The organism is Myroides sp. LJL119 (assembly GCF_054871605.1).
Genome location: NZ_JBTXLO010000007.1, coordinates 53,400 through 79,664 on the forward strand (window position 1 = coordinate 53,400; position 26,265 = coordinate 79,664).

The 26,265-nt window shown below is 32.5% G+C and carries 24 protein-coding genes; 16 read left to right on the forward strand and 8 right to left on the reverse strand.

Annotation, left to right across the window (positions count from 1 at the left end; translation table 11 throughout):
* Positions 1-16: 16 nt before the first annotated feature.
* Positions 17-1,507 carry a hypothetical protein gene (locus ACYSNV_RS08695; protein WP_461762179.1) on the forward strand — a complete coding sequence of 497 codons (1,491 nt, stop codon included), beginning with the start codon at positions 17-19 and terminating at the stop codon, positions 1,505-1,507.
* A gap of 33 nt (positions 1,508-1,540) precedes the next feature.
* Here ACYSNV_RS08695 and ACYSNV_RS08700 read toward each other — a convergent pair whose 3' ends face one another.
* Together ACYSNV_RS08700 and ACYSNV_RS08705 are read right to left on the reverse strand one after the other, a co-directional pair.
* Positions 1,541-2,053 carry an ankyrin repeat domain-containing protein gene (locus ACYSNV_RS08700; RefSeq protein WP_461762180.1) on the reverse strand — a complete coding sequence of 171 codons (513 nt, stop codon included), beginning with the start codon at positions 2,051-2,053 and terminating at the stop codon, positions 1,541-1,543.
* 97 nt (positions 2,054-2,150) lie between these two features.
* On the reverse strand, positions 2,151-3,668 hold the full coding sequence (locus ACYSNV_RS08705) for a catalase (protein ID WP_461762181.1): 1,518 nt from the start codon (positions 3,666-3,668) through the stop codon (positions 2,151-2,153).
* A 759-nt stretch (positions 3,669-4,427) separates the two neighbouring features.
* On the opposite strand from ACYSNV_RS08705, the gene ACYSNV_RS08710 reads away from it, so the two are divergent.
* Positions 4,428-5,210, forward strand: coding sequence for an META domain-containing protein (locus ACYSNV_RS08710; RefSeq protein WP_461762182.1), 783 nt, complete (start codon positions 4,428-4,430; stop codon positions 5,208-5,210).
* 206 nt (positions 5,211-5,416) lie between these two features.
* On the opposite strand, the gene ACYSNV_RS08715 is transcribed toward ACYSNV_RS08710, so the two are convergent.
* Entirely contained in the window at positions 5,417-6,403 is a 987-nt protein-coding gene (locus ACYSNV_RS08715; protein ID WP_461762183.1) for a PhoH family protein, read from the reverse strand.
* A gap of 95 nt (positions 6,404-6,498) precedes the next feature.
* Between ACYSNV_RS08715 and ACYSNV_RS08720 the strand changes: the two genes are divergently transcribed.
* The 6 genes from ACYSNV_RS08720 (at position 6,499) to rfbB (ending at position 12,423) form a co-directional block, all read left to right on the forward strand.
* Positions 6,499-7,338, forward strand: a complete 840-nt coding sequence (locus ACYSNV_RS08720; RefSeq protein ID WP_461762184.1) for an SAM hydrolase/SAM-dependent halogenase family protein — start codon at positions 6,499-6,501, stop codon at positions 7,336-7,338.
* A 17-nt stretch (positions 7,339-7,355) separates the two neighbouring features.
* Positions 7,356-7,652 (forward strand): putative quinol monooxygenase, encoded by a 297-nt coding sequence (locus tag ACYSNV_RS08725; protein ID WP_461762185.1) that lies wholly within the window; start codon positions 7,356-7,358, stop codon positions 7,650-7,652.
* Between the two features lies 1 nt (position 7,653).
* Positions 7,654-8,373, forward strand: coding sequence for a gliding motility-associated ABC transporter permease subunit GldF (gene gldF / locus ACYSNV_RS08730; protein WP_461762186.1), 720 nt, complete (start codon positions 7,654-7,656; stop codon positions 8,371-8,373).
* Positions 8,373-10,061 carry a gliding motility-associated ABC transporter substrate-binding protein GldG gene (gene gldG / locus ACYSNV_RS08735; protein ID WP_461762187.1) on the forward strand — a complete coding sequence of 563 codons (1,689 nt, stop codon included), beginning with the start codon at positions 8,373-8,375 and terminating at the stop codon, positions 10,059-10,061. Before gldF ends, gldG begins: the two co-directional genes overlap by 1 nt.
* An 81-nt stretch (positions 10,062-10,142) precedes the next feature.
* Positions 10,143-11,261, forward strand: a complete 1,119-nt coding sequence (dnaN, locus tag ACYSNV_RS08740; RefSeq protein WP_461762188.1) for a DNA polymerase III subunit beta — start codon at positions 10,143-10,145, stop codon at positions 11,259-11,261.
* 106 nt (positions 11,262-11,367) lie between these two features.
* Complete coding sequence (gene rfbB / locus ACYSNV_RS08745; protein WP_461762189.1) at positions 11,368-12,423, forward strand: dTDP-glucose 4,6-dehydratase; 1,056 nt, start codon at positions 11,368-11,370, stop codon at positions 12,421-12,423.
* Here rfbB and ACYSNV_RS08750 read toward each other — a convergent pair.
* The 5 genes from ACYSNV_RS08750 to ACYSNV_RS08770 all read right to left on the reverse strand — a co-directional run bounded on the left by ACYSNV_RS08750 (position 12,420) and on the right by ACYSNV_RS08770 (position 16,844).
* Positions 12,420-12,980, reverse strand: coding sequence for a hypothetical protein (locus ACYSNV_RS08750; protein ID WP_461762190.1), 561 nt, complete (start codon positions 12,978-12,980; stop codon positions 12,420-12,422). The two genes, rfbB and ACYSNV_RS08750, sit on opposite strands and share 4 nt — an antisense overlap.
* Before the next feature lie 34 nt (positions 12,981-13,014).
* Positions 13,015-13,890 carry a glucose-1-phosphate thymidylyltransferase RfbA gene (rfbA, locus tag ACYSNV_RS08755; protein WP_461762191.1) on the reverse strand — a complete coding sequence of 292 codons (876 nt, stop codon included), beginning with the start codon at positions 13,888-13,890 and terminating at the stop codon, positions 13,015-13,017.
* A 466-nt stretch (positions 13,891-14,356) separates the two neighbouring features.
* Positions 14,357-15,478: a GNAT family N-acetyltransferase gene (locus ACYSNV_RS08760; protein ID WP_461762192.1), complete on the reverse strand. Its 1,122-nt coding sequence runs from the start codon at positions 15,476-15,478 to the stop codon at positions 14,357-14,359.
* Between the two features lie 65 nt (positions 15,479-15,543).
* Complete coding sequence (locus ACYSNV_RS08765) at positions 15,544-16,209, reverse strand: spermidine synthase (RefSeq protein ID WP_461762193.1); 666 nt, start codon at positions 16,207-16,209, stop codon at positions 15,544-15,546.
* Between the two features lie 95 nt (positions 16,210-16,304).
* Positions 16,305-16,844, reverse strand: a complete 540-nt coding sequence (locus ACYSNV_RS08770; RefSeq protein WP_461762194.1) for a helix-turn-helix domain-containing protein — start codon at positions 16,842-16,844, stop codon at positions 16,305-16,307.
* Between the two features lie 367 nt (positions 16,845-17,211).
* Here ACYSNV_RS08770 and ACYSNV_RS08775 point away from each other — a divergent pair, with 367 nt between their 5' ends.
* From ACYSNV_RS08775 to ACYSNV_RS08810, 8 genes are all read left to right on the forward strand, one after another.
* The gene (locus ACYSNV_RS08775) at positions 17,212-18,363 is read left to right on the forward strand and encodes a M14 family zinc carboxypeptidase (protein WP_461762195.1); all 1,152 of its coding nucleotides are present in this window, start codon (positions 17,212-17,214) and stop codon (positions 18,361-18,363) included.
* Between the two features lie 89 nt (positions 18,364-18,452).
* Positions 18,453-18,932, forward strand: coding sequence for an Lrp/AsnC family transcriptional regulator (locus tag ACYSNV_RS08780; RefSeq protein ID WP_006258948.1), 480 nt, complete (start codon positions 18,453-18,455; stop codon positions 18,930-18,932).
* A gap of 77 nt (positions 18,933-19,009) precedes the next feature.
* Positions 19,010-20,014, forward strand: a complete 1,005-nt coding sequence (locus ACYSNV_RS08785) for a metal-dependent hydrolase (RefSeq protein ID WP_461762196.1) — start codon at positions 19,010-19,012, stop codon at positions 20,012-20,014.
* Positions 20,015-20,075: 61 nt separating this feature from the next.
* Positions 20,076-20,843, forward strand: a complete 768-nt coding sequence (gene yaaA / locus ACYSNV_RS08790; RefSeq protein WP_461762197.1) for a peroxide stress protein YaaA — start codon at positions 20,076-20,078, stop codon at positions 20,841-20,843.
* A gap of 55 nt (positions 20,844-20,898) precedes the next feature.
* A complete protein-coding gene (gene hutH / locus ACYSNV_RS08795) occupies positions 20,899-22,401 on the forward strand; it encodes a histidine ammonia-lyase (RefSeq protein WP_461762198.1) in 1,503 nt (500 codons plus the stop codon).
* A gap of 110 nt (positions 22,402-22,511) precedes the next feature.
* Positions 22,512-23,750, forward strand: coding sequence for an HD domain-containing protein (locus ACYSNV_RS08800; protein ID WP_461762199.1), 1,239 nt, complete (start codon positions 22,512-22,514; stop codon positions 23,748-23,750).
* 30 nt (positions 23,751-23,780) lie between these two features.
* The gene (gene lpxD, locus ACYSNV_RS08805; protein WP_461762200.1) at positions 23,781-24,809 is read left to right on the forward strand and encodes a UDP-3-O-(3-hydroxymyristoyl)glucosamine N-acyltransferase; all 1,029 of its coding nucleotides are present in this window, start codon (positions 23,781-23,783) and stop codon (positions 24,807-24,809) included.
* A 56-nt stretch (positions 24,810-24,865) separates the two neighbouring features.
* Positions 24,866-26,263, forward strand: a complete 1,398-nt coding sequence (locus ACYSNV_RS08810) for a bifunctional UDP-3-O-[3-hydroxymyristoyl] N-acetylglucosamine deacetylase/3-hydroxyacyl-ACP dehydratase (protein ID WP_461762201.1) — start codon at positions 24,866-24,868, stop codon at positions 26,261-26,263.
* Positions 26,264-26,265 lie beyond the last annotated feature (2 nt).

Genomic DNA, 26,265 nt, shown 5'->3' on the forward strand with positions numbered 1-26,265 from the left:
AGTTAAAAAATATACAATGTCAAATTATAGTAAAGATCCATTATTTATTCTGATAAAGTCTTTGTCACGTTCTGAAAAAAGACAATTTAAGCTTTATGTGAATCGTATTCAAACCAATAGCGATGCGAAATTTTTATCTTTATTTAATGCAATAGAGAAAATGGATTGCTATGATGAGAAAGCTATTATTGAACAAAATATAACAAGTAGGGTACAACTCTCTAACTTAAAGGCTAATTTGTATCGAAATATTTTAGTTAGTCTTCGAATGAATCCCAGTAAGAAAAACATTCGTATAATCATTCGCGAACAATTAGATTTTGCCACCATATTATATCAAAAGGGGTTACACAAACAAAGTTTGAAAATTCTAGATAAAGCTAAATCTACCGCATTAGAAAAAGAGGAAAAGGCTTTAGCTTTAGAAATTATTGAGTTGGAGAAAGTTATTGAATCTCAATATATTACTCGTAGTATTTCAGGTAGGGCAGATGAGTTAATTGCGCAGAGTGAACAAATAAGTTTGCAAAATTTTTATTCGATTCAATTATCTAATTTGTCCCTAAAACTCTATAGTGAGATTCTTACCTCTGGTTATGCTAAAAACGATAAGGAAAAGCAAAAAATATTAGATTTATTTAATAGTAAAATTTTACAAGTAAATCCTGATCAACTTAATTTTAGAGAGAAATTATGGTATTTTAAAACACATGTATGGAGGTGTTTTTTACTTCAAGATTATTATAGTGCCTACAAGTTTGTAAAGGCTTGGGTTGAGTTATTCTACGAGCATCCCACAATGATAATAAGCAATCCTATTTGGTTTTTAAAAGGGAATTCTTATTTATTTAAACTTTTACTATTATTTAAAAGTGAATCTAGATTTATACATTGGAATGGTAAATTAGAAAAAGCATTAAATAGTGGGGATTTTCCAACTAGTAGCAATATTGATTCCATGGTATTTTTAATACAGTTTAATAATAAATTAAATGCCGAGATTATCAAAGGGACCTATAATGGTAATTTATTTTTTATCAAGCATCTACAACGGGGAATAAATGAATATCGAAATATGATTGATGAGCATCATTTTTTGGTTATTTATTTTAAGGTAGCTGCAGTTTTCTTTGGTTATAAGAATTATGAACAATCATTAATTTACTCTTCTAAAATATTAGAAAACACCACTTATGCTGTTCAGCAAGATCTCTTGTTTCATACCCGAATTTTATCTCTAATGGCACAATTTGAATCTGGTTTAGATGAAAAATACGAATTGTATTTAAAAGAAAATCGACAATTGGTAACCAAAATGAAAAACAAAACGCCAATTCACGATGCATTAAATGATTTGTTTGAAGGCTTAATTAATACATATCCAACAGCACAAAAACAAGTTTTACAGCTTTATGTAGATAAGGCTAAAAAGCTATTTCAAAATCGATACTACCGTCGAAGTATTTTATATATCGATGTTTTAAACTGGGCGCAAAAGAAACTCTAAGAAAATAAACATGCATTTTTTTATCAAACCGGATTAATATAGTAGATCTATGATAGGCTGATTCTCCTGTATACAAGCATAATATAATGCTGTTTTACCACTGTTGTCTTTAATTTTGGTATCTATTTTTTTGTTTAATAATAACTTGACAATTTCCAATCGATCAAAGGTAGCTGCAAAAAATAAGGCAGTAGCTCCACTTGCATTGGTTTGATTAACATCTAAATCTTGACTTAAAAGAATTTCTACTATTTGTTGGTTTCCCTTAAAAACTGCTCCCATTAGTGCTGTGTTTCCCGAAAAATCACTAGCATGCAAATTTGCTTTTCCATGAATTAATAACTTTAAAGCCTCAGGATTATTATTATAAGCTGCAATGATTAGTGGTGTGTTACCACGGTGATCGGTTATTTCTAAATCAGCATTACTTTTAATGGCCTGGGCAATAGACTCTAAGTCATTATCTCTTGCAAAATTAATTAAATCTTGGGCTTGAAGTTTTGCCAAACTAAGGCTTAGTAATACTAGTAGTAAGATTTTTCTCATGATTTTTGTTTTTTATGTATCTAAAGGAGTTTTTTAAAACTCCTTTAGATATGGTTTTTAAATAGAATCTATTTCACTGGCTTTATTATAGAGCTGATTACAAATATGTTTGAATATCCTCTAGAGTTAGGTCAGTTGCTTTTAAAAGTTGATTGCCATATTGTTTATCTGCCTTATAGAAATAGGAAATCATTGTTTTTACAATTTCTTTGTTGGTAACTGTATTTAAAGCATTGCTTAAATTTTTAATTAAATTTTCTTGATCCTGCTTTGAAAAACTTCTGTATAGTTCTCCGGCTTGAGCAAAGTTGTTTTGTTTATCAATAACCATTTGTTGGGTAGATATATTAGGTGTAAAAACGCTCTTGGAATACTTAAATTTACTGTCTTCTTTAACCAAAGGTTTATTAACCGATGGTTGGTAGTTTATCTCACCTACTTGACCACCAATATTCATAAAACCATCTTGATTGTAGGTATAGGTATTGTTCTTTGGTGCATTAACGGGAATTTGTTGAAAGTTTCCTGTTAGTCGGTGACGTTGGGTATCTCCATAGGAAAACAAGCGTCCTTGTAGTAACTTGTCCTCGGAGGGCTCAATACCAGCAACCAATGTAGCGGGGGAGAAAGCTGCTTGTTCAACTTGCTGAAAGTAATTACTTGGGTTTTGATTCAAAGTCATTGTTCCAACATATATTAGTTTAGCAATTTTCTCTGGCCAAATTTTTGTAGGATCAACGGGATTGAAGTCTAAGGATTCAAAATCCTCTTTTTTTAGCATTTGCACATATAGATCCCACTTTGGAAAGTCTTCAGCTTTAATGGCATTATATAGATCTAAGGTAGCATGTTCTATCGATGTCCCCTGGATTTGGTTTGCTTGCTCTTGGGTTAGATTTGCTATTTTTTGGTGAGGCACCCATTTGTATTTTACATAGGTAACCTGCCCGTGTTGGTTTACCCATTTATAGGCATGAACTCCGTTGCCTTCCATTTGGCGATAGTTCGCCGGTATACCATAATCGGAGAATAACCAGGTTAATTGATGAGTAGCCTCAGGTAGGTTGGCAAAAAAATCAAAAACGCGATTTGGATCTGAAGCGCCATTGGTTAAAGGAGATGGTTTAAAGGCATGCACCATGTCAGGAAATTTCATGGCGTCTCGAATAAAGAAAACCGGAAGGTTATTACCAACAAGGTCGTAGTTTCCTTGCTGGGTGTAAAACTTCACGGCAAAGCCCCTAGGGTCTCTATAGGTTTCTGGGGATCCTTGTTGATGTGTAACCGTTGAGAAGCGAACCATTAAAGGTGTTTTTTTTCCGGCTTGAGATAAAAAGTCTGCCATGGTAACATCTGAGAAATCAGCTGCACTTACAAATTCTCCAAATGCTCCGGCTCCTCTAGCATGTACAACTCGCTCGGGAATTCTTTCTCGATCAAAAGCGGCAAGTTTTTCAATTAAGTGAACATCTTCTAATAAAACTTGACCGTTTCTACCAATTGTTTTAGAGTTCTGGTTGTCTCCAACTGCAGAGCCAGTGTTTGTGGTTAGCCTTTGACCTATAGCTAAACTACAGGTAAGAACTAAACTTAAGGTAATACTTTTTTTAAGCATCTGGTTTAAATATTTATTTGTTAGTAGTAATTTTATTACCGCAAAACTACTTGGGTCAGCCTCTTATTACAACCATTAGCAAGAGCTTGATTTTATTGTATTATAAGGTAAATTGATAGGATTTAAAAACAACTATAGCTTATTTTTATAAGAGTTAAGCTCCTGAATTTTTAACATTAGATTAAATGTTATAGCCTTTAAATAGGGTGTACTTTGTATATCAGTTTAGATATTGTAATGTTTTAAAGTAGTTTGTTGTGTTTTTTTTGTTCCAAATACAAACGCAATAGTAAAGCGGCTTTGTTTGTGATATGTTAAGTAATGCAATGTTGTTTTGTAGAATTGTTTTGTATTTTATTTAATTACGTATTGTTTTATTAGATAAAATGCGTATCTTTTGAGATATTAAAATAAATATCTTTTGAAAATTAAAATATTATCACCTATAGACTGATGTAGATTTTGATAAAAATAGCTTTCTAATAAAGTAAAAAAAGCGTTTTTAATTGGAGTGGATTTGCGAGAATGGAATAATTTTCAAAAAAAAATAAATGCGGATTTTTGCATTTTTAGCTATAAAACAGCCATTATAATCTTAATGTTTATATAATGTGTGCCCAAATAAGGCGATTAGTATTATCTTTGCAAGAATTATAAAGAAAGAAAAGTTAGGAAGTTTAAAAGTGACTTGTTTTCAAATTTGACTGAGCGTATTTTTTAGTTGAAATTTAAAAAATAAGTTGACAATACAAGTGAATTATGATATTGGCATTAACTGTTTCATTATTCCCGTCTTGCGGAATAGAACAAGAAAAGGAGAGTAACAACACAGAGACTAACACAAAACAATTAGATTTACTCCATAAAAACGATTTAGAGGGGACATTTTTCAAGGCGGTCGCTCAAGATTCGTTACAAACCATTGCGATTAGTAAAAAGGGAATCGTTTACTCAAGTATAAAGCCAAATCAAAAGATGGTTTTTCCTTTTGTAGAACCTATCTTAGAGGGAGAGGGTAGGACATATAAAACCCAGAATAAAAACGAAAGTATTGAAATCGTAATATACGAAGATGAAACAGCCAAAGCATACTTGGATGGAAGGTTTGATCATTCGGTTGCAGTAAATATAAAAAAGCAAAATGCACAAAATGTAGAAGATTTTGATTTTGCTTGTTATGGTCATTTTATATATAATGAAATTCTGTCAGGAAATTGGGTTTTTCAAGCCTATGAAGATAAGCGAATCGAAGAGTTGGGAATAGATCAAATTCCATTGATATGCATTGATATAAATACCCGTAGTTTTTCTGGCAGTGGTGGTAATCATATGATTTACGGTGATATACGTTGTCAAGGAGATTCTGTTTACTTTAAAATTATCCTATCTCCTGAGTATGTTAGTGATATGTATCAAAAAGAAAAAGAACTCTTAGCGGTTTTGGATAGGTGTGATCGCTATCAAATTCAAGAAGATACCTTGTATTTATACGCTAACGACCAGTTGAAATTGACTTTTGTTAGAGACCTATACAATGTTTAAAATATTGAAAATAACTAGAGAAATTAGTTACAAAAAAAGGTAGTGATTTAAGTTCACTACCTTTTTTATATCCTTTTATCTGGTTTATTTCTCTAGTAAATATCTATTTAAAAAAAGTAAATCCTTAAATTTAAGGATGCTATTTTTAGCAATAGTAAGTTATTTGACTTTTAGATATTCTTTAAAATAGATATATTAAACTATAGTTATTTAGTCTCTATTTTTTTTATCTGATCAATGGTCATATTATCTGGCCTGTCATCTACTTTTTTGTATGCCGCTACAATTTTCTTAACAAGTCGATGTCTTACAATATCTTTATCATCTAAATACAATATTCCTATACCCTCTAGATTATGTAAAATTTCCAAAGCTTGTATTAACCCCGAAGAAACTTTCTTAGGTAAATCTACCTGTTGAGGATCTCCGGTTATGATAAACTTAGCATTTTTACCCATTCTGGTTAAAAACATCTTCATTTGAGAATGTGTCGTATTTTGCGCTTCATCTAAAATTACAAAGGCATTGTCGAGTGTTCTTCCTCGCATAAAGGCCAGGGGTGCTATTTGAATAGTACCTTTTACAATATAGTCCTCTAGTGTTTGAGGAGGGATCATATCGCGAAGAGCATCATATAAAGGCTGCATATACGGGTCTAGTTTATCTTTCATATCCCCAGGTAAAAAACCAAGATTTTCACCAGCCTCCACTGCCGGCCTTGTAAGAATGATTCGCTTAACTTCTTTATTTTTAAGTGCTCGTACAGCCAAAGCTACCCCAGTATAGGTTTTACCAGTACCGGCTGGACCAATGGCGAAAACCATATCGTTTTTTTCAACAATTTTTACTAACTTGTGTTGATTAGGAGTTAGAGCTTTGATTAATTTTCCTGATACACCATGTACTAAGATATCATCTTGCGGATTCATAAATTGCGTACTATCATCCATACAAATCCGCTCAATGGCATTTTCATCAATTTTGTTGTAGCGAATAAAGTATTTAGTTAGTCTTTCAAAGCGAGTTTCAAATTCGTCTAAAATCTCTGGATCACCAAAAATTTTGATAAAATTGTCCCTTGCGACAATTTTAAGCTTAGGATATAGCTTTTTAAGCAGGTTTAAATGAATATCTTGTGGTCCCCAAAAGTCTTTAGGACTAAAATATGCGAGCTCAATTGTTCTTTCGTTCAATACTTGTGAGAATTAATTAAAAAAATAATCTAATTTTGTAAATCAAATCTACTATAAAAATTCGATTCTTCTAAAAAATATATTGAAAATTTAAAATGCGCAGGATAATAACACTTACTACAGATTTTGGATATAAGGACTACTATGTAGGGGCGCTTAAGGGTAAGATATACTCAAACATACCAAATTGTAATATTGTGGATATATCTCATCAGATTTCACAGTACAATGTGGAGGAGGCTGGCTTTGTGATAGCCGCGGCATATAAGAACTTTCCCAAACATAGCGTACATATAATCGCTGTGGATGCTAGTGTATCGGAGTTCACCCCGGCGGTGTGCGTCAAATATGATGACCACTATTTCATAACAGCGAATAACGGAATCTTAACCCAACTTTTGCAAAACCAACAACAACAACAAGCTGTGTTAATTAGTCAGGATTCAAATATGTCAAGTGATGATTTGTTTGTTTATTGTGCCTACCAGCTTTTTGAAAACAAGCCTTTGAATCAAATAGGAGTCTTAAGCGATCAAATACATAAACTTAGTCGTTTGGGGGATTGCCTTGATTTACAGCAAAATGCGATTATTGGTAAGATAGCTTATGAAGATTCCTTTGGGAACTTAGTTAGTAATATATCCAAGAAAGATTTTGAACAAATTGGTAAGGGGCGCAACTTTGAGATTGTAGTTAAGAATTATACCATTAAGAGAATAAATCGCTATTTTTCCGATTTTAATACCAGTGAGACTAGTTCACTTAAAGAAAAGGCGGGTGAGTTTATTGCCTTATTTAATGATTTAGACCTATTAACGGTGGGATTGTTTTATTCTCGACCTAATACCCCAGGAGGGTCACCTGGAACTTTAATGAATATTCAACTTCACGACAATATTAGTGTTGTTTTTGCCGTTGAATCAAAAGATAAATAAAACAGAAAAAAATAAAGATGTTTGTTAGAATAGTTAAATTAACATTTAAACAAGATAAGGTAGAGGACTTTATTACTTACTTTAATGAAATTAAATCAGTTGTTAGACAGCAGCCTGGCTGTAGCTTTTTAGAACTATATCAGGATAAAGACAGGAATAATGTATTTTTTACTTATAGTTATTGGGATACACAGGTAAGTTTAGATGCATATCGAGATTCTCAGACTTTTTCCCAAATATGGCCTTATGTAAAGCAAATGTTTAGTGAAAAGGCGCAGGCCTGGAGTGTAGATAAATTAGTAACATTACAATAAGATGAAAGCTATTTGTTTACATGAGATACGCTCATTTCTTAGCTCAGTGATAGGATATTTAGTTATTATAGTATTTCTATTAATTAATGGAATCTTACTTTGGATAATGCAAGGACCTTATAATATTTTAGATAATGGTTTTGCAGACTTATCTTCTTTTTTCTTTTTAGCACCGCTTGTTTTGATTTTTTTAATACCAAGTGTGACTATGCGAAGTTTTTCCGAGGAAATCAAACAAGGTACCATGGAGTTGCTTTTAACCAAACCCTTGCGTGTTTGGCAAATTGTGCTAGGTAAGTTCTTTGGTGTATTTGCTTTAGTAATTCTAGCTATCCTACCAAGTTTAGCATATGTTTGGATTTTATCTGATTATACCCAATCGGCAGAACAATTAGATTTTGCTAGTTTAATCGGATCTTATTTTGGTTTGTTTTTCTTGGCCTCAAGTTACACATCAATGGGCCTTTTTGCCTCAAGTTTAAGTGAGAGCCAAATTGTTAGTTTTATACTAGGGGTTGTTATTTGTCTTTTCTTTTGGTTAGGTATTGAGCAAATAGCACAGTTTTTTAATAGCGATTTAATAGCGCAATTAGGAGTGGAATATCATTTTCGTAGTATTTGCAGAGGTGTCATTGACACCAGAGATATTGTCTATTTTATTAGCTTAACTATCCTTTTTTTAGCCCTTAGTGTATCACGAATAAAAATGTTGCGTAAATAATGAGATTAGCTACTAAGAATAATTTAAAAAATCTAGCCGGTATATTGGTTGTTTTACTACTAGTTAATCTTTTATCTAGCTCTTTTTTTGCTCGATTTGATTTAACTAATGATAAAAGATATACCTTATCAAAGGCTACTTTAAAAGTAATCGATCAAGTTGAATCTCCCGTGGTAATTGATGTGTTTTTAAAAGGTGATTTACCTCAAGAGTTTAGAAGGTTACAAAGTGAAACAAAACAAATCTTAGAAGAATTTTCTCTAAGGAATCCTTTAATTAAATTTCAATTTATTAACCCTTTACAAGAACAAGGACAAAGTGAAGACCAGATACTTTATCAATTATATGAATATGGGATTAAACCTGTATCTTTAACTGTTAATGATAAAGGGACTCAAACCCAAATGGTTGTTTTACCTTGGGCTATAGTCTCGGGTAATGAAAAAGCAGTTAAAGCTCAGTTGTTAAAGAGCTTAATGGGAGCTAGCACCCAAGAAAGTGTTATTGTGTCTGTTCAATACTTAGAATACGCATTTACAAACGCGATATCTCAAGTGATTGAGAATCAGAAAAAAAGTATTGCTGTTTTAAAAGGCAATGGCGAGCTTGAAGATTTACAAATGGCTGATTTTCTAATGGATCTGGGTAATAAATATAATATTGCTGCTTATACTTTAGACTCTGTCGCTTCCTATCCGGTTCAAACCCTAGAAGGCTTGAAAGCTTTTGATATGTTTATTATGGCTAAGCCAACCAAGGATTTTAGCTATGAGCAGTTAGCCGTTTTGGATCAATTTATCATGCAAGGAGGTAAGAGTCTATGGTTACTTGATCCAGTGCAAGCCAATATGGATAGTATTCAAATTAAAGGGAAAACTTTTGCCTATGCTAATAAACAAACTCTAGGTGAACTTTTATTTAAATATGGGGTTAGAATTAACCCTGTTCTTGTTAAAGATGAGATGGGCACGGCTTTGAAAATTGCCTCTGGAGCCAAGGGGAGTCAGACCCTTTACAGTGAGGCGATTTGGAAATTTTCTCCGTTTGTTTATCCTGTGTCGGATCACCCGATAGTGAAGAATATTGAAGGGTTGAAATTAGAATTCACCTCTCCCATGGATACCTTAAAAAATAATATCGATAAGACTGTGCTTTTACAAAGCAGTGCGTATTCCAATTTGGTGGGAACACCTGTGGAGATTTCCTTGGATGTTTTAAACGAAAAAACAACTCCTCAGATGTACCAAGATAAAGGGAATTATATATTAGGGGTTTTGTTGCAAGGGGAGTTCTCTTCTTTGTTTAACAACAGAGTACTGCCTTTTGATATACCAAATTTTTTACAACAAAGTAAGTTTAATAAAATGATTGTGATATCCGATGGAGATGTTATTAAAAATCAATTTGATCAAAACGGAGCTCCTTTGGAGTTAGGTTACGATAAATGGACTAATAGGCTCTATGGGAATAAGGATTTTTTAAACAATAGTGTGGATTATTTATTACAAGATAATAACTTACTTGAATTAAGAACCAAAGAAGTTAGATTGGCAATGTTAGATAAAATGAAAGTTTACGATAATTATTCGTATATTCAATTTTTGGCATTAACAATTCCAATTGTGATAGTTATGCTTTTTGGTATTATCTTTTTTATAATACGCAAAAGTAAATTAGTTAAAAAGTAGTGTTTAATTGCTTTTTTTATTGATAATAATCCAATATATTTGTAGCTGTAAAAGCAGTTTTACGTATTAAATAATTGTAATATGAAGTTTATAGTATCGAGTTCCTACTTGTTAAAACAGTTACAAGTTTTAGGTAGTGTAATTAACAGTAGTAATACCTTACACATTTTAGATAATTTTTTATTTGAATTAGATAATAATACATTAAAGGTGTCTGCTTCTGATTTAGAGACAACTATGTCTGCTACTTTAGAGATTGAGTCAACTAGCAGTGGAAGCATCGCTGTTCCTGCCAAGTTACTTTTAGAGACGTTAAAAACGTTTCCAGAGCAACCATTGACTTTCTCGGTTAAGGAAAACAATACAATAGAGATAAGTTCTGATGTGGGTAAGTATGTACTTGCTTACGCAGAAGGAGATGAATTTCCAAAAGCAGAATCTTTAGAGGATCCTGCTAAAACTGAAGTACCAGCAGGGGTATTAGCCACTGCAATTAGCAAGGCAATTTTTGCAGCTGGTAACGATGATTTACGTCCGGTAATGTCAGGGGTGTTTTTTCACTTTTCACCATCGGGTTTAATTTTTGTAGCTACTGATGCTCATAAATTAGTGAAATATTCCAGAACGGACATTGTTTCCTCTAGTGAGGCTAGTTTTATTATGCCAAAGAAACCTTTAAATATTTTAAAAAATATTTTAATGTCTTCTGGAGCGGATGTTACAATTGAGTTTAATGAAAGTAATGCGCAGTTTAATTTCGATAATTATTCTTTGACTTGTCGCTTAATTGATGGAAAGTATCCAAACTACGAAGCGGTGATTCCAAAAGAAAACCCAAATAAGCTTCTTATCAATAGAGTACAGTTCTTAAGTAGCGTTAGACGTGTATCTATCTATGCTAATAAGACTACGCACCAAATTCGTTTAAAAGTTGCCGGAACAGAATTAAACATTTCGGCTGAAGATATTGATTATTCAAATAAAGCGGACGAGCGTTTAACTTGTGATTATCAAGGAGATGATATGCAAATAGGATTTAATGCTCGATTCTTATTAGAAATGCTTAACAACTTACAATCAGATGAGATTCTATTAGAGATGTCTTTACCTAATCGCGCTGGGATTCTAACTCCTGTGGATGGTTTAGAGGATGGTGAGTTTGTGACAATGTTAGTTATGCCGGTTATGTTAAATAGTTAATTGGACTAAAAATATATAATAAAGAAGATCTATGTCACTTGACATGGGTCTTTTTTTTTGCAAGAAGGGATTTAAGTAAAAAAATAACCTCAAGAAAAAAAGTTATATGAAAAGTATATTAATTACCGGAGGTGCCGGGTTTATTGGTTCGCATGTGGTGCGTTTATTTGTGCAAAATTACAAGCATTATCATATCTATAATTTAGATCTTTTGACTTATGCAGGAAATTTAGAGAACCTAAGTGATATTCAGGCCTCAAGTAATTATACTTTTATAAAGGGAGATATTTGTGATGCTGATTTTTTAAATCAGTTGTTTCAGCAGTATAAATTTGATAGTGTTATTCACCTAGCGGCAGAGTCTCATGTGGATAGATCAATTAGTGATCCATTGAGCTTTGTAAAAACTAACGTTATAGGTACGGTAAATCTTCTACAAGCTTTTAAAGCCATATGGCAGGATAACTGGGAAGAAAAGTTGTTTTATCATGTGTCAACCGATGAGGTGTATGGAAGCTTATCCGATCAAGGGTTGTTTACTGAAACCACGCCTTACGATCCCAATTCTCCCTATTCTGCCTCTAAGGCAAGTTCCGACCATTTTGTCAGAGCTTATGGACAAACCTATGGTTTACCATATATAATAAGTAATTGCTCAAATAATTATGGACCTAACCAATTTCCAGAGAAATTAATACCTCTTTGCATTGATAGAATAGTAAATAATAAAAAAATTCCTATTTATGGTGATGGAAAATACACTAGAGATTGGTTATATGTAAAGGATCATGCATTGGCAATAGAGCTTATTTTTCATAAAGGGAAAATAGGTGAGACCTATAATATTGGAGGATTAAACCAGTGGACTAATATCGATTTAGTAACAACCCTTATTGGTTTAATGGATGAGTCTCTTGGGCGAGGTAAAGGAGAAAGTTTAGATTTAATTGAGTTTGTAAAGGATAGACCAGGTCATGATTTAAGATATGCCATAGATGCTAGTAAACTTCAAAATGAACTAGGCTGGAGACCTAGTGTTGATTTTAAGCAAGGGCTTTATCAAACCGTAGCTTGGTATTTAAATAACACCCAGTGGTTAAAAAATGTTACTTCTTTAGAATACCAAAATTACTACAAGATGCAATATGGTAAAGAGCATTAAGCCTTCCCTGTAAGGTTTTTTACCTGTAAAAGGTTGTAAAGAGTTTGTACTTGTTTGATATTAAAAAACACAAGGTCGTTATCCATTAGTTTTAATTTTTGCCCGTAAAAAATAAAGAATTTAAAAGTAAAAAATATTTTCTGTTTTTTTCCGATAACCAAATAGCCATTTCCTTTTTTATTACTGTGATATGAAATTTCTGGAAGGTTATTGTAATAAAGATTATAAATGGGTTGCTTTTTGTGATCTATAAATACCAGACGCTTATTTGTTAGTATAATAGTGGATTTAAAAGCATTAAGATATCTTTTATAATAATATATACCAAAATCACATAATTGCTTTATAGAGAAGATAAAAATAAGCAGAAATACCAGATAGGATGGGGTGATAAAAATTGTAAATAGATTTATTTTTAAAATTAAAAACACACAAACTAAGTTTAAAGCTATAAATAAAACACTTAAATAATCTTTGGAGCGAAAGGGAATATCTGTGGTCTTTTTTAAGACTAGTTCTATTTTTTCATTTTCATGTAAGTTTATACTGGTAGTCATTATAAAGGGAGGTTTTTTAAAAAGGAATTTTAAATTATAAGTGTTTGATTAAGTCTCTTATATAATCATAATATTCGCCTTTATAGTTTTCAATGCTTTTTAATAACTGCTTTGTAGTAATCCAATTATTATTAAGGGCTATTTCTTGTAAACATGCAATTTTAAGTCCAGTTCTTTTTTCCACTGTTTTGACAAATTCCGTTGCCTCTACAAGAGATTCATGTGTCCCTGTATCTAGCCACGCAAAGCCTCTTCCAAGGGTGTTTACAGCAAGTTTTTGTTTGTTTAAATAAATATTATTTAAAGATGTAATTTCTAGCTCTCCTCTTTTTGAAGGAGATAGAGTTTTAGCTAATTTTACAACATCTTTTGGATAAAAGTACAAACCAACCACCGCAAAGTTACTTTTTGGTTCATTGGGTTTTTCCTGTATACTTTCTGCTTTACCATTTTTATCAAAACTAACCACACCATAGCGGTTGGGGTCCTTAACGGCATAACCAAAAACGGTTGCTTCTTGTTTTTCTACGGTGTTTTTAATAGAGTATTTTAGTTTGTCTTGTAAACCTGCACCATAGAAAATATTATCTCCAAGAATAAGACAAACTTCTTTATTGTCAATGAAGTCTTCGGCAATTATAAATGCTTGGGCAATTCCTAGGGGTTGTTCTTGCACAGCATATGAAAGACTAATACCAAGCTCGGAACCATCTTTAAGTAAGTTTTCAAACACCGGTAAATCTCTAGGGGTGGATATAATTAGAATGTCTTTAATCCCAGCTAACATTAAAACCGACAAAGGATAATAAATCATTGGCTTGTCATACACAGGTAAAAGCTGTTTTGAAATAGCTAAAGTAAGTGGATGTAGTCTTGTCCCAGCTCCACCGGCGAGAATAATTCCTTTCATATAAAATGGGTGTTTCTACAAATGTAAGTATTATAAATAGTAAAAAGCGAATCTTTAAATATATTACAAAAGGTTGTTCTAACCAAAGTAAATCCTGTTTGAAATCTTCATTTTATCACCAGTTGCAATACTGTTTGCGTAAGAGAAACTTGATTGATTGTTTTTTGTTAGGCTCCTTGTTTGTAGTGTAAATTATAGAGGTTATAAAAGGAAATATTTGTTAACAGATAAAATGTCCTTCTAGGTTTAAATAGATTCGGTATTATCACTTTAAAAGACGCTTTTAAGTATGAGAAAAAGAGTAGAAAAAGAGTTTATTATCTAATGGAAAGTATAGGAAATAAGTGGATATAGGACTTTACAGGTGAAATACGGAGTACTTAAAAAAAGTACTTGATTTTCCCTGGTGTAAAAAAACTAAATTTCGTTTATATTTTTTTTACACCAGGGATATCTATAAAGTAACCTAGTAGGTAATATCTTTTCGGAATGTTTTTCTTTCCTTGTGAATAGTAGGATTAAAATTCTTCCAAAGCTGTTGAATTTTGTTGTTTTCAATAAGTAAAGGGTTAGTCTCTACAATTTCTATTTTATGTTTTTTAAAGCAATCGTAAATTTCTTTAAAAATAATAGCCGTAACACCTTTACTTCTATACTCGGGATCCACTCCAATTAAATAATATTCTGCGTGATTATTCTTTCTCATGGATTTTAATAGGTGTAAAAACCCAAAAGGAAAAAGCTTACCATTTGCTTTTTGAAATCCTTTTGAGAAAGAAGGCATGGTAATGGCAAAAGCTATCATCTTATTATTTTGGTCCATTACACAAGAAATAAAATCTGGATGAATGAATTGTAAGTATTTTGTCTTGTAATGCTCGATTTGAAAATCTTCAATAGGTACAAAACTCTGTAAATCTGCATAGGTTTTGTTTAACAAAGCAAACATTTCATCCACATAGGGTAATAGCTCTTTGATGGTTCTAAACTCTAAGGCCTTTACTTTATAACGCTGTTCAACAATCTCGGCCATTTTGTTAATCTTTTGCTCATTGTAGGAGTGTATATCTATTAGATATTCAATCCACTCAGCCTCGGCTTTGAAATCTAATTTGGCAAGGTGTTCCGGATAATAAGCATGGTTGTATAAGCCAATCATGGTAGCTATATGATCAAAACCTTTGGTAAGCATACCGGCCTTATCCATATTAGAGAATCCCATAGGACCTTCTATATATTGAAGCTTGTTTTGTTTAGCAAATTCCTGGACCTTAACCATAAGAGCCTTTGTTACTTGTAAATCGTCAATCATATCTAGCCACCCAAACCTTACTTTAGGTTTTAAAAGTTCGTTTACCTCAGTCCAATTTATAGCACAAGCCACACGACCAACAACTTTATTGTTTTTATAGGCTAAGAAAAATTTAACATCAACGGATTTAAAAATATCATTATCAGGATCAAAGCTTTTAATTTCATCCTTTATTATAGGTGGTACCCAGTACGGATTGTTTTTGTATAGTTCAAATGGAAACTTTACAAATTGTTCCATTTCTTTTTTGTTGTTTACTTGTTTTATTTCAATCATAGTATAATTGCCTATAAAGATGGTTTAATGCAAATATAACTTATACTTATTTAAATAGCGTACCATTAGAGCTTTTTAATGGTAAACAGCTGGTTTGTTTGCAGTGATTTGGGATATTTTCGTATACTATAAATTGCGGGATCAAAAGAGTTGAAAAATGCTTGATTTCTATCTAAGGCTTGCTGATTAATTGCAATTGTGTTAAATAAGATAAAACCATGTTTGTTTAGCATTTTTAAAAGATGGTTTTGAAAATATTCTGCAAACAAAAAATTAGGCATGTGGTAATCCTGAAATATGTCAATAATAATAAGATCATAATTAGTTTTATTACTTAAAACAAATTCAAAGGCGTCCATCACAAAAATGTTGTGGTTGTTTTGAAACTTATCAAGATTAAAGTACTTTCTTCCAATATCTATAACCAAAGGGTCAACCTCTACACTATCTATATTATTGGTATAGCAGATATCCTGCCTTAAGGTTTGCAAAACTCCGCCGGCACCTAAACCAAGAATTAAGACATTTTGAAATCTTTTAATTTTTTCAACCCCTATATATGCCAAACCATCTTTTAAAACGTTCTGTAATTTTCCATAAGAATAATTGGTATGTTCGGTATCTAAGACTAAACGGCCATTTTGCCAAATCAATTGAAGTTGATTATTAACTTGAGAATTGATTTTTTTTTCCATAACAGGAGTAAAGTAGCTTAGAATTTTTTTAAACATATTGCCTTATGAGTTTTTTAATGAAAGTAAATTTACTTGTTTTTAACGTTAGTTTGTATGAAATATTACTTCTCGGATTGCGAATGAAAAATTAGTTACCTAGATTTAAATTGTTTGAAGGTTCCGTCTTTGTAGAACACAACAATTTGATCAATTTCATTAGAACTAGAAAAGCTATCTAATATATTTTCAGAAGTAGAATTCTGGGTATTCTTGTTGTTTTTTGTCTTCTCTTTTTTAGAACTTTCTTGTATAGTTAAACAGGTCTCTTTGTTTTGTTCCTGGTTTTTTTTGTGTGTTTTCTCTATAGCACTTGATAAGGTAGGGGTTAAGTCAGATTCGTTTATATCGGGGACTTTTGTTTTTTCAGTAGCTACATTTTTTGAGGTAAAACCCGATGATTCTCCCGAGATAGAATTTGGTAAGAAACTCCCATCACCATTTAAAAGCCAGTTTAAATTTAGATCAGGATAAGACTCTTTAATTTTTAGAATAAACTCCAAACTCGGCTTGTTTCTACCAGAAACCAGATGTGATACATTGGCTCGTTTAGCGCCAATTTTTTCTGCAAAGGAACTCATAGAGTGGTTGTCATATTCAATTAAAAACGATAATCTATCTTCGAAAGTCTCCATAAGGGTTGTAAATATGAGGTTATATTCATTAAGTATACGCTTGTATACAAAAGTAATTAAAAATATTTGAATAACAAATAGAGTTAAGTGTATTTGTTTATTAAATATATTTAATCTTTTACTTTATGTAACTATATTTAAAACGCTGGTTTTTAGTAATTTAGTTTATTTTATTAAATGATTTAAGTACTTATATCATAAAAATAACTAAAGTGGTAGATTGTATAGAGTTGTATATTGTAACGTATACAGTTGTAACTTATCAGTTCTGTTTAATGTATACAAAATAGTTGTTTGTTGGAAAAATATGTTTACATAAGTATAATTATTTTTATTTATTTTTGTATATTAACCATAAAAACTATCCATGGATTTTAATAATATAACAGAGTCTTTTAAGGATTCAAATTTAAAAGGGCGCTATATTACCAACGACTCGTTACTTAAAAGTCTTAGTGACTTAAAGTATTACTTTAAGGTAGATGTTGTGGGTTATAGTCAGCAAAACAGAGAAATAAAAATGGTAAGTTTTGGACATGGACCTCAGAGAATTGCCATGTGGTCTCAGATGCATGGCAATGAGAGTACAACCACTAAAGCGGTTATGGACTTATTGTTTTTTTTAAATCATGCTCCTTTGGAATTGGTAAAAGTCTGGCAAGAAAGTTTTGAGCTGAAAATTGTTTTGATTTTAAATCCAGATGGTGCGAAGAGCTATAGTAGGTTAAACGCAAATCAAGTAGATCTTAATCGAGATTCGGTGGATCGGACTCAAAGAGAAAGTAACGTTTTATACAACTTTTTAAATGCTTTTAACCCTCATTGGGCTTTTAATCTGCATGATCAAAGAAGTATTTTTGGTGTTGGTAATACAGGAAAGTCTGCCGTTGTGTCTTTTTTAGCCCCATGTTACAATTCGCATTGCGAGATTAATGAATCAAGACAGAAGGCAATGCAATTAATTGTGCAGATGCAAACCGAGTTGGAAAAGATTATACCTGGAGAGATAGGGCGATTTGATGAAAAGTTTAATATTAATTGTATCGGGGATTATTGTCAAAGTTTAGGTATTGCAACTATTTTGGTAGAGGCAGGGCATAGCCAAGAAGATTACGAGCGGGAGTTTACAAGAAAGATTGTTTTCAGGGCACTTTTAACTGGATTAGATGCTTTGTTGAATAAACAATATTTGGGCAATACCTATTCTCAGTATTTGCATATTTTGGAAAACGTTAATAATTTTGTAGATGTTATCTTTACCCATGTTGTAGAGCGCGGTACCGGAGAGGTGTTTGTGGTAAATATTCAATATAAAGAAGAATTTTCAGGAAATAAAGTTAATTTTTGTCCTATTGTTGTGGATATTAATAAAAAACAAAGTAAATTTGCGCACCTGCTTGTGGAAAAGCCTTTTTTTTTCAAAGATGATTTCGTTTTTAGGCAGAATTTATTAGATAGGAAACTTGTTGATGTCGTAAAGATTTCGTCTGAAGAGGTTAAAATTTTATTAAAAAAATAATAAAATTTGAGGTTTTTTAAACAAATCAAGTTTTAATTTAGTATTATTGTACAGAATTATAGATTTAGAATAAGATAAATAATTGATTTATGAGTAAATTTCGTTTAGATGAAATCGATCACCAAATCTTAGATATGTTGATTGATAATACGAGAGTTCCCTTTACAGATATTGCTAAAAAACTTTTAATTTCTGCAGGTACTGTACACGTACGTGTTAAGAAAATGGAAGATGCTGGAATCATTCAAGGTTCTTCTTTGACTTTGGATTATGAAAAATTGGGATATGCATTTATTGCATATATCGGAATATTTTTACATAATACCTCTCAAACTAAATTTGTTTTAGAGAGAATTAATGAGATTCCTTTTGTTACTGTAGCTCACGTTACAACAGGTAAGTTTAATGTTTTTTGCAAAATTAGAGCGAAAAACACAAGGCATGCTAAAGAAGTAATTTATATGATTGATGATATTGAAGGAGTTTACAGAACTGAATCAATGATTTCTTTAGAAGAAAGTATCAATGATAAAAAACGCTTAATGCACACAATTTTTAAAGAATTGTAAGAGTGCTTAAGTGTCCTGATAAAAAATAAAACTGCTCTAGGGCAGTTTTTTTTATGTACTTATGTTATGTATATTATATGGATTCATTATCGCAAATTGTACTAGGAGCTGCGGTGGCCAATGCAGTAGCTGGTCGTGAACTACGCAATAAGGCACTTGTTATAGGTGGTGTTGCCGCTACTTTGCCTGATTTAGATGTCTTGGCCTTGTTTTTTACCGATCATTTAAGTGCTGTTGAGTTTCATCGTGGGATTACTCATTCGGTTTTTACGGCTTTTTTTGTGTCTTTTGTCTTTGGTTATGGTCTTTATATTTGGCAGAAAAATAAAGAATTATCTTTTTTAAAAGCCTACATGCTATTTTTTTTAGTTTTTGTAACTCACTCTGTTTTAGATGTTTTTACTACCTGGGGTACTAAGCTTTTTTGGCCCTTAGATTATTCATTAGCCTTTAAAAGCATTTTTGTTGTTGACCCTTTGTACACGCTTCCTTTTTTGTATTTTTTAATACGCTCGGCGTGTAGTAAAAAAAATTGGCAAAAAAGGAGATATTATAATACAGTTGGACTTGTAATTAGTAGTAGTTATTTGCTTTTGACTTTGGTATTGAAGTTTGTTGTTTATCAAAAATTCGTAGATGTTTTGGATCAACAAGAAATTGTTTATACTAAGTTATCTGTTAAGCCTTCGGCTTTAAATACAATTTTATGGAATGCAATTATAGAGACTCCTGATGCATTTTTAATATCGGATTATTCTTTTTTCGATACCAAACAACCAAGTTTTACTTGTTATGAAAAAAATCACCATTTAAAAGACTCTTTAAGTGATTTAACGGTTTTTAATCGATTAGTAGTCCTTAGTGAGAATGACTATACCCTAACTCAAAGCTTTGACACCTTGTTTTTTAATGATTTAAGGTTTGGCCTTTTAAAAAATGACCCAGCTAATCCACAATTTGGTTTTAGCTATGAATTTTATATTGATCAAAATCAACAAGTTCAAGTAAGGGAGGTGGTTAAAGATAGGCGTGAGGGTGTTCAGATGTTGAAAAAGTTGGTCTATCGTATCACGGGGAATTAGTTTTTGTATGAAATTTTAAATAGTTACCCTATATTTGGAAAAGCAATATAAATAGAAAAGTATGAAGATTTTAATTTCGCCAGCCAAGAGTCTAGATTATACCACTAAGGTACCTACCTCTGAGAGTTCACAGGCTGAATTTATCCCCCAGGCTGAAATCATTCAAGAAGTTCTTGAGCAAAAGACTGTAAAGGATCTAGAATCTCTTATGAAAATTTCGCCGGCCTTAGCGGAGTTGAATTACCATCGAAATCAGAATAGAAGCTTTCGTGTCACCTCGCAGAATAAGCAAGAATTTAGACAAGCTGTTTTTGCCTTTAATGGGGATGTTTATACAGGATTAGATGCTTATAATTTGGATCCTAGTTTATATGAGGATATGCAAGATAAGTTAAGAATTTTATCTGGATTATATGGAATGTTAAAGCCTTTTGACTTGATTGAACCGTATCGTTTGGAAATGGGTACTAAAATGGCCGTTGGTCAAAATAAGGATTTATATAGCCTGTGGAAGCCCATTTTAGCTCAAGCATTGAATCAACAAACCCAAGAAGGTCAGTTGATTGTTAATCTAGCTAGTAATGAATATTTTAGTGCGATTGATAAAAAGGCCTTAAAAGGGACTTTAATTAATATAGATTTTAAGGAGTTGCGAGATGGTAAGTTAAAGATAGTTAGTTTTTTTGCCAAAAAAGCTAGAGGAACGATGGTTCGTTATATCCTGGAGAATAAAGTTCAAGACTTACAAGGGTTAAAAGCTTTCAATCTAGATGGGTATGCTTGTAGCGAGCAAGATTCTAAAGAGAATCATCTTGTTTTTACACGTTAAGATTTAATAAAAAACACAAACCAACCAAAACCACCAAATAAAGAAATTACAAATTATGGAATTAACACATTATATATCATCAGATGTCTTTACAATAGAAAAATTGCATGAAATATTAACTCAAGACCAGCGTATTGCACTCTCGGAAGAAGCTAGGGCTAATATTGTAAATTGTAGAGAATATTTAGATAATAAACTAAAGAACCAAAGTGAGCCGATTTATGGGATTAATACAGGGTTTGGTTCTCTTTGTGATGTAAAGATCCCTGAGGATCAGTTGTCTGATTTACAAGAGAACTTGATGAAATCACACGCATGTGGTACCGGTGAGTTAGTGCCTGAGCAAATAGTTAAGATTATGCTTTTATTGAAAGTAAAATCGTTAAGTTATGGTAATTCAGGGGTTCAGCTACAGACCGTAGAGAGGTTAATTGATTTTTATAACAATGATATTTTACCAGTTGTTTACGAACAAGGATCTTTGGGAGCATCGGGAGATTTATCTCCTTTGGCGCATTTAACTTTGCCTTTAATAGGTCAAGGAGAAGTATTTTATCAAGGATTTCGACAACCAGCCTCTAAGGTATTAAAGAATTTTGGCTGGGAACCGATCGCTTTAAAAAGCAAAGAAGGTTTAGCTCTTTTAAACGGTACGCAGTTTATGAGTGCTTATGGGTGTTATATTTTAATGAAGGCTAAGAAACTTTCTTATTTGGCTGATTTAATTGGTGCAATTTCTTTAGAGGGGTTTGATGGTCGTATTGAGCCGTTTAATGAACTAATACACTTTGTTAGACCTCATAAAGGGCAAATTCTAACAGCCTCTTTTTTTACCGATATCCTTGAAGGATCAGAATTAATTAAGCAAGAAAAAAAGCATGTTCAAGATCCGTATTCTTTCCGATGTATACCACAGGTACATGGAGCCTCGAAGGATGCTATTGATTATGTGAATCGCGTTTTTAAAACAGAAATTAATTCCGTGACCGATAATCCTAATATTTTTTATAAAGAAGATGTGATTGTTTCCGGAGGTAATTTTCATGGTCAACCTCTAGCCATATCTTTAGACTTTTTAAGTATTGCTTTGGCTGAATTAGGTAGTATCTCAGAGAGAAGAACCTATCAATTGATTTCAGGTACCAGAGGGTTACCAGCTTTTTTAGTTTCCAATCCAGGTTTGAATTCCGGTATGATGATTCCGCAATACACCGCGGCGAGTATTGTTAGTCAAAACAAGCAATTAGCTACCCCTAGTAGCGTGGATAGTATTGTTTCAAGTAATGGACAAGAGGATCATGTTAGTATGGGAGCAAATGGTGCAACAAAAGCTCTAAGGGTCGTGGATAATTTGCAAAGAATTCTAGCTATCGAGCTTTTAAATGCGGCGCAGGCATTAGAATTTAGAAGACCATTAAAGTCAAGTGAATTTATCGAGGCTTTTATTAAAGCATATCGCGAGGAAGTTACTTTTGTAGAGGCAGATAGGGTTTTACATTATGATATAGAAAAATCCATTGCCTTTTTAGACTCTTTTCAAATTGATTTGGAAGAGTAATACCAAGGAGGATTAAACAAATATAAAAACCGCATCTTTATTATAAGGATAAGTGCGGTTTTTTTTATATATTGTTATATTTGTCTAAGAATATATTAAATGTAATATAATTGGGAATCGTAAATAAACTTAAAATATTAAATGATCCAATCTATGGATTTATATCAATACCGAACTCTTTGGTATATGATTTAATACAGCATCCTTATTTTCAAAGGCTTCGTCGAATTTCACAATTGGGAGTTTCTTATTTGGTTTATCCCGGTGCGCATCACACTCGTTTTCATCATGCCATAGGCTGTATGCATTTAATGCAGAAGGCGGTGGGAGTTTTACGTTTTAAAAACGTCGATATCTCACCTGAGGAAGAAAATGCGTTATATGTGGCTATTTTATTGCATGATATAGGACATGGTCCGTTTTCCCATGCTATGGAGCGCAGTATCGTAGAGGGGGTTCATCACGAGGAGATCTCTTTGTTTTTTATGAATCGTTTAAACCAGGAGTTTCAAGGACAGTTAGATTTGGCTATCCAAATATTCAAGGGAGAGTATAAAAGAAAGTTTATGCTTCAATTAATATCTAGTCAGTTAGATATGGATCGCATGGATTATTTAAAAAGAGATAGTTTTTATTCGGGAGTTGTCGAGGGAAATATAAATTCACAACGATTGATTCAAATGCTTAATGTGGTAGATGAGCAACTGGTAGTGGAACAAAAGGGAGTCTACTCGGTGGAAATGTTTTTAGTGGCTAGGCGCGTAATGTACTGGCAAGCGTATTTACATAAAACCAGTGTTTGTGCAGAACTTATATTGGTTCGAGTTTTAAAGCGTGCCAAAGAACTGGTGCAAAAAAAGCAAGAAATTTGGGCGAGTGAGGCTTTATTGTTTTTTTTAAATAATCAAATTAATGCACAAGAATTTGACTTAAGAGCCTTAGATAAATTTGCTCTTTTAGATGATTCTGATATTTTAGGGGCTTTAAAGTCTTGGCAATTCCATTCTGATTTTATTTTATCGGAATTAAGTAAAATGATTATAAATCGCGATTTATTGAAGATTGAGATATTTAATGATAAAAAAGAATTAAAAGAAAAGTTAGAGCTTAAATCACAAGCTGTAGCTTTGGAGTATGGGTTAAGTAAAGAGGCGGTTAAATACTTTGTTTTTAAGGGGAAGGTTAAAAATCAGGCTTATAACCGAAAAGAAGAGCCGATTATGATTTTGAAAAAAAATGGAAAGATGTGCGATATTTTGTCTTTGTCTGATCATTTAAATCTTAAAGCACTTAGCAAGCCTGTTACAAAGTACTTGCTTTGTTATCCAAAAAGCATTTTAGAACCTTAAATTTCAATTATATTTTATATTTTTGCCCTAATGAAAATAGTAGCAGAACAAATCGCATCGGTTTTAGAGGGAGAAATTGTAGGTGACCCTACAATACAGGTAAGCTCATTGTCTAAAATTGAAGAAGGAAAACCTGGGTCGTTAACTTTTTTAGCGAATCCAAAGTATATACAACATATTTATACTACAGAGGCCTCTGTGGTTATTGTTAATAAAACATTTGAGCCAGAACATCCTGTAAAGGCAACAATGATTAAAGTAGAGGATGCATATAAGTCTTTCTCTAAATTATTAGAATATTATAATCAAGTTAAATTAATGAAATCCGGAATAGAGCAGCCCTCAGTTATCTCTGAAGGTTCTACTCATGGAGATGATTTATACTTAGGTAGTTTTGCTTATATTGGTAAAAATACGAAGATAGGTAATAACGTAAAAATCTACCCTAACTGTTTTGTTGGTGATAACGTAGTTATTGGAGACAATGTGGTTTTGTTTGCTGGGGTTAGAATTTATTCAGAAACTATCATAGGTAATAATTGTACAATTCACTCTGGAACAATTATCGGTTCAGATGGATTTGGTTTTGCTCCAAATGCGGATGGAACTTATACAAAAGTTCCGCAAATCGGAAACGTTATTATTGAGGACGATGTTGAAATTGGTGCATCTACAACGGTTGATCGAGCAACTCTTGGTTCTACTATTATCCGTAAAGGAGTCAAGTTGGATAATCAAATTCAAATTGCACATAACGTAGAGATTGGACAAAATACGGTGATAGCCTCACAAACGGGAATCGCTGGCTCTACAAAAATTGGAAAAAATTGTATGTTTGGCGGCCAAGTAGGAATCGTGGGACATTTGAATATTGGAGATAATGTTAAAATTCAAGCGCAAGCTGGTGTAACACGTAGTATTCCAGATAATGGAGTAGTACAAGGTACCCCGGCTATGCCAAGTAACGAGTTTTTGCGATCATTTATTCACTTTAAAAATTTTCCAAAAATAGTTGATCAAGTAAAAGAGATTGAAAAACAGGTAGATAGCCTAAAGTAAAATATTTAATTTAGTCTTAAGTATATATCCTATTATAATAGTAAAAGATATTAATTATGGTTAAACAGAAAACCATCCAGAACGAAATAACGTTAAAGGGAGTAGGTCTGCACACAGGGCAAGAAGTTATAATGACTTTAAAACCAGCACCAATTAACAATGGGTTTACTTTTGTTCGAGTGGATTTAGAGGGCCATCCCGTAATTGAAGCGGATGCTAATTATGTAGTAAACACACAGCGTGGAACTAATTTAGAGAAAAAAGGAGTTAAGGTTCAAACCACCGAGCATGTATTGGCAGCTTTTGTAGGTTGTGACTTGGACAACGTAATTATAGAGCTCAATGCCTCTGAGCCTCCGATTATGGACGGTTCTTCTAAGTATTTTGTAGAGGCCGTTGAAAAAGCTGGAGTAATTGAACAAGATGCAGAAAGAGAAGAGTATATTGTTAAAGAAGTAATTTCTTATGTAGATGAAGCTACTGGAAGTGAAATTATCATTATGCCTTCAGATACCTATCAATTAACTACCATGGTGGATTTTGGAACAAAGGTTCTAGGAACCCAAAATGCAACGTTGAAAAACTTAAGTGAGTTTAAGCAGGAAATTTCTCAAGCAAGAACTTTTAGTTTTTTACATGAGTTAGAAGCTTTACTTGCAAATGGTTTAATTAAAGGTGGAGATTTAAATAATGCCATTGTTTATGTAGATAAGGAAATATCAGAGGAAACAATGGGGCATTTAAAGAAAGCTTTTGGTAAAGAACAGATATCAGTAAAACCAAATGGAGTTTTAGACAACCTAACTCTACACTTTCCCAATGAGGCAGCTCGTCATAAATTATTAGACGTAATTGGAGACTTGGCATTAATTGGAACACGTATCCGTGGAAAAATTATAGCAAATAAACCAGGGCATGCCGTAAATACTGCGTTTGCAAAAAAAATGTCTAAGATTATTCGCGATGAAAAGCGAAATCAAGTTCCAAGTTATGATTTACACCAAGAGCCTTTGATGGATGTGGTTAAAATCATGCAATTACTACCTCATAGACCTCCTTTTCTTTTAGTAGATAAAATTTTAGAGATGTCAGCAACTCATGTAGTAGGGGTAAAGAATGTAACAATGAATGAAGATTTTTTCGTTGGACATTTCCCAGGAGCTCCAGTAATGCCTGGAGTGTTGATTTGCGAGGCTATGGCACAAAGCGGTGGTATTCTTATTTTAAGTACCGTACCAGATCCGCAAAATTACTTGACCTATTTCATGAAGATGGATAACGTTAAGTTTAAACATAAAGTCTTACCAGGAGACACATTAATTTTTAAATTAGAATTAATAACGCCAATTCGTCGTGGAATATGTCATATGCAAGGTTACGCTTATGCTAATGGCAAGTTAGTAGCTGAGGCAGAATTAATGGCTCAAATTTCAAAAAAACCAAATATAGAATAAGA